This window comes from Streptomyces sp. NTH33 (assembly GCF_003236365.1).
GTDB lineage: Bacteria > Actinomycetota > Actinomycetes > Streptomycetales > Streptomycetaceae > Streptomyces.
Genome location: NZ_POTZ01000514.1, coordinates 1 through 4,646, shown reverse-complemented (window position 1 = coordinate 4,646; position 4,646 = coordinate 1). Strand labels below are relative to the sequence as shown.

General features: G+C 71.7%; 4 protein-coding genes. 3 read left to right on the top strand and 1 reads right to left on the bottom strand.

Annotated features, from left to right (window positions below; translation table 11 throughout):
• Positions 1 to 42 precede the first annotated feature (42 nt).
• On the bottom strand, positions 43 to 1,662 hold the full coding sequence (locus tag C1I97_RS31860) for an MFS transporter (RefSeq protein ID WP_111006531.1): 1,620 nt from the start codon (positions 1,660 to 1,662) through the stop codon (positions 43 to 45).
• 129 nt (positions 1,663 to 1,791) lie between these two features.
• On the opposite strand from C1I97_RS31860, the gene C1I97_RS31855 reads away from it, so the two are divergent.
• From C1I97_RS31855 to C1I97_RS31845, 3 genes are all read left to right on the top strand, one after another.
• Positions 1,792 to 2,472: a TetR family transcriptional regulator gene (locus C1I97_RS31855; protein ID WP_111006530.1), complete on the top strand. Its 681-nt coding sequence runs from the start codon at positions 1,792 to 1,794 to the stop codon at positions 2,470 to 2,472.
• 149 nt (positions 2,473 to 2,621) lie between these two features.
• Positions 2,622 to 3,839 (top strand): alpha/beta hydrolase, encoded by a 1,218-nt coding sequence (locus tag C1I97_RS31850; protein ID WP_111006529.1) that lies wholly within the window; start codon positions 2,622 to 2,624, stop codon positions 3,837 to 3,839.
• A 66-nt stretch (positions 3,840 to 3,905) separates the two neighbouring features.
• A partial coding sequence (locus C1I97_RS31845) for a DUF4429 domain-containing protein (RefSeq protein ID WP_111006528.1) occupies positions 3,906 to 4,646 on the top strand: 741 nt, incomplete at its 3' end.

Below are 4,646 nucleotides of genomic sequence, written 5' to 3'. Positions count from 1 at the left end.
GCTCACCAGGCGAGGGGAGAACGCGGAGGACTTGACCCCCTGTCAGATGTGGCCGACCCCCGCGCCCGCCTCCGCGTTCTCCCCTCGCCTGGTGAGCAGCGCGACGAGAACGGCCACGGCCGCGATTCCGGCGGCTACGAGGGAGGCGAGGCTCATGCCGGAGATGAAGGTGTCGTGCGCGACGGAGGTGATCTTCGCGGCGATCTCCTCGGGCGTCCCCTTCGGCACCGGCGCCGCGCCGATCTGGACCGCCTCGGAGGCCTGGTCCAGCCGGGCGGGGGTGAGCGGCGGGAGGCCCGCGTCCCGCCAGTTGCCGGGCAGGTCGTTCTTGACCTTGGAGGCCATCACGGCGCCCAGCACAGCCGTACCGAGGCTGCCGCCGATCTGCATGGCGGACTGCTGCAGTCCGCCGGCCACACCGGACAGCTCCAGGGGCGCGTTGCCGACGATGACCTCGGTGGCGCCGACCATGACGGGGGCGAGGCCGAGGCCGAGCAGCGCGAACCAGAGCGACATGGTGCCGCTGTCCGTACCCGTATCGAGCGTGGACAGGCCGAACATGGCGAGCGCGGTGGCGGCCATGCCGCCGGCCAGCGGAATGCGCGGGCCCAGCTTGGTGATCATGAAGCCCGCGAGCGGGGAGGCGACGATCATCGCGCCGGTGAGCGGGAGGAGGTGCATGCCCGCGTCGACCGGCCTCATCCCGTGCACGTTCTGCAGGTAGAAGGTGACGAAGAACAGGCCGCCCATGAACGCGATGGCCATCAGGACCATGAGGACCACGCCCGCGGACAGCGGCACCGAGCGGAACAGCGCCAGCGGGATCAGCGGCTCCTTCACCTTCGTCTCCCAGAGGGCGAAGGCTCCGAAGCCGATGAGGGACACGACGATGAACACCCACGTCGTGCCGTCGCCCCAGCCCCAGTCCCCCGCCTTGATCAGGGCCCAGACGAGGCAGAACATGGCGGCCGAGAGCAGCACGATGCCGAGGACGTCGAAGGAGCGCGGCGCGTTCTCGGCGCGGTGGTCGAGCAGGATCAGCACGCCCAGGACCAGGGCGAGGGCGCCGACGGGCACGTTGATGAAGAACACCGACTGCCAGTTGACGTGCTCGACGAGGAAGCCGCCGAGGATCGGGCCGCCGGCGGTGGAGGCGCCGATGACCATGCCCCAGATGCCGATGGCCATGTTGAGCTTCTCGGCCGGGAAGGTCGCCCGCAGCAGGCCGAGCGCGGCCGGCATCAGCAGCGCGCCGAACAGACCCTGGAAGATCCGGAAGACGACGACCATGGCGATGGTGCTGGACAGCCCGATCGCCCCGGAGGAGGCGGCGAAGCCGGCCACTCCGATGAGGAAGGTCTGCCGGTGCCCGAAGCGGTCACCGAGCTTGCCCGCGGTGATCAGGGAGACCGCAAGGGCGAGGAAGTAGGCGTTGGTGATCCACTGGACGTCGGCGAGGGTGGCGCCCAGGTCCTTGGCGATGGCCGGGTTGGCGATGGCCACGATGGTCCCGTCGAGGGCCACCATCATGACCCCTACGGCGACGGTGACCAGGGTGGCCCACGGATGCCCGCGCAGTCCCTTGGACGGCGCGGGCTCCGACGGGGCTGTTGAGGCGTTGTCCCCCGGCCCGGTCGATTCGATGGCGGTCTGACTAGTCATGGGTTCGAGGCTAATGACAGCAACTGACAATCGACAAACGAGTTCAGTAGTCAGTCACTGACATGCCACTCCCTATAGTCTGAACTGGGGAAACGGCGAACGGTGCGGGAGAGGGGTCCGGAGAGTTCCATGGAGACGGCGGGGACCGCCGGGACGGCGCCACGGGCGGTGTCACGGCCGGGGCTGCGCGAGCGCAAGAAGCGGCGTACCAGGGACGCGCTGCTGCGGTCCGCACTCGAACTGTTCACCACCCAGGGGTACGAGCGGACGACGGTCGACGAGATCGCCGAGGCCGTCGACGTCTCCCCGCGCACCTTCTTCCGCTACTTCGGCGGCAAGGAGGACGCCGCCCTCGCCGTGCAGGAGATGGTGGAGGCGCACTTCGTCGACTCGCTGCGCGCCCGCCCGCCCGGGGAGCCCCCGCTGGAGGCGCTGCGCCGGGCGGTGCTGGAGGGCTGGGACACGATCAGCGACGCCGTCGTGACCGTCGTCCCCGTGGAGCTGTACCTGCGCATGTTCCGGGTGATCGAGTCGACGCCGGTCCTGCTGGCCGCGCATCTGCTCCGCTCGGCGGAGACCGAGGAGCAGATCGCGCGTCTGCTCGCCGAGCGCGAGGGCCTGGACGTGGACGCCGATCCGCGGCCGCGGCTGGCGGTGGCCGTCTTCGGCGCGGTGATGCGGGTGACGGGCCGTCAGTGGAGCACGGGCGAGGACGGCGGCCCGGAGGCGATACGGGAACTCACCGCCGCGTACCTCGATCAGGTGGGGCCCGCGCTGACCGGGAACTGGCGTACGCCCCTCCGGCGTTGAGCCGGAGCACTCCACCACCGCCGAACTGCCGCACATCCGAACCGCCTTGAACGGGCGTACGGATTGAAGCAACCCTCACGCCGCTCGAAACGTGATCCCCGTCACTCGGTTAACGCGAGACCGTCTCGTTCTCCTAGTGTGTCCTTCCAGTGACTTCCTTCGACACCTCCCCCCACCTCAACGTCTGGCGCGCCCTGCTCGCGCTGGCCGTGGTCTTCGTGATGCTGGCCACCACCGGCTGGACCGCCGTGCGCGGCCAGCGCGGGACCACCGCCCTGCAGGCGTCCCTGTCCGCTTGGGAGCGCGGCCGTCTGCACGGGCACCCGCTGCCCGCCCCGGACGCGGCTCCCGCCCTGCTCGGCCGCTTCTTCGCCTCGCTCACCGCGCAGGACCGTGGCCGGCTCGCCCACCGCTATCCGCTCGCGGTCGGCAACATGAACGGCGCCCCGGTCAAGCTGCGCTACCAGGCCAACCGCATCGCGCTCCGCCAGGCGAGCAAGGCCGAGCTGAAGCGCATGCACGACAGCCGGCTCACCCCGGCCGGGCAGCAGGACGCAGGCCGCCGCATGCGCCAGTACACGACGCTGATGACGAAGGACCGGCAGATCCTCGCCTTCGATCCCGGGGGCACCGGCCGCATCGCCGAGGTCTTCGGCGACCTGCGCACGGCGGAGCGGATCTCCGTCGTCGTGCCCGGCGTCGACACCGACCTGTTCACCTTCCGGAGGACCTACCGCCCGTACTCGGCGCCGTACGGCATGGCGAAGTCGCTGTACGCGGCCGAGCGCACGGCGGCCCCCGGCACACGTACGGCCGTGATCGCCTGGGCCGACTACACCGCGCCCAGCGGGCTCGGTGTGGACGCGGCCACGGCGATGCGCGCCGAGGAGGGCGCCGTCCGGCTGAACAGGCTGCTGCGCGGGCTGCCCGGCGACTCGCCCGTCTCGCTGTTCTGCCACAGCTACGGCTCGGTGGTGTGCGGCGTCGCCGCGCGCGGGCTGCCGGACCGGGTGTCCGACATAGCGGTGGCCGCCAGCCCCGGCATGCGGGTGGCCGAGGCCTCCCGCCTGCGCACCTCCGCCCGGGTGTGGGCGATGCGGGACGCCACCGACTGGATCCAGGACGTGCCGTACCTGGAGCTCGGCGGCCTCGGGCACGGCGCCGACCCGGTCTCCCCGGCGTTCGGGGCGCGGGTGCTGTCGGCACGGGGTGCGAAGGGCCACGCCGGGTACTTCGAGCCGGGCACCGACAGCCTGGCCAACTTCGCCGGGATCGGGGTTGGCGCATACGACTCGGTGCGGTGCGCCCATGACGACGACAGGTGCCGGGCGGATTTGTCCGGTACGGCCGGGGCTGGACGCGCGTAGAGACAGCAGGAAGTGCGGTCTGCGCGGGGAGGGACGAAGAAGCTCGTGCCGCCTACGATGAGCCGCATGGGTGACGTACTGGCCGGATTTCACGCTGCCTGGGAGTTCGAGTCCGATTCCGTGCTCATCCGCTACGAACGGGGGATTCGAACACCTAAGCTCTTCCAGGCACTCGGTGCCCGCCGGGTTCCGCTGGCGGCGCTCGAGGGCGTGACGCTCGCGGCGGGCAGACGCGGCACGGTGGTCCTGCGCGCCGAGCCCAGGCCCGGCGCCGACCCGCTGATGGACGCGGCCGACGGCCAGCTCAAGGAGGGCTGCGACCCGTATCGGCTGGTCCTGCCGGCCGAGCGGGGGACGCTCGCCGAGTACTACGCCGACGAACTGCGCGCCCACCTCACCGGGAGCGGCCCGGCCGACCGCCACCTGGTGGCACCGCCCGCGGCGCCGCTCCAGTTCAAGGCCTACGACGGGAAGGCGTCCTTCGACGGCACGGCGGTGCGCTTCCGGTGGTCGTGGACGGGGGCGTCCTCGGCCAAGTGGAAGGCCGGCGACCGGATCTTTCCCGTCGCCGACCTGGGCGGGGTGGAGTGGCGCTCACCGGAACTCTTCGAGGGCCATCTGCGGCTGCTGCCACGCGAGCCGGGCGCCGCCGCCGCACAGCCACCGCAGCCGGACCAGGACCCGGCCGCGGTGGTGTTCGGCCTCGGCTACGGCCCGGTCCACGAGTCCCTGCCGTTCGCGGCGGCCGTACTGGCCGCGGTCCGCTCGGCGAGCCCCCCGGCCCCGGTCACGGTCCCGGCCCCGCAC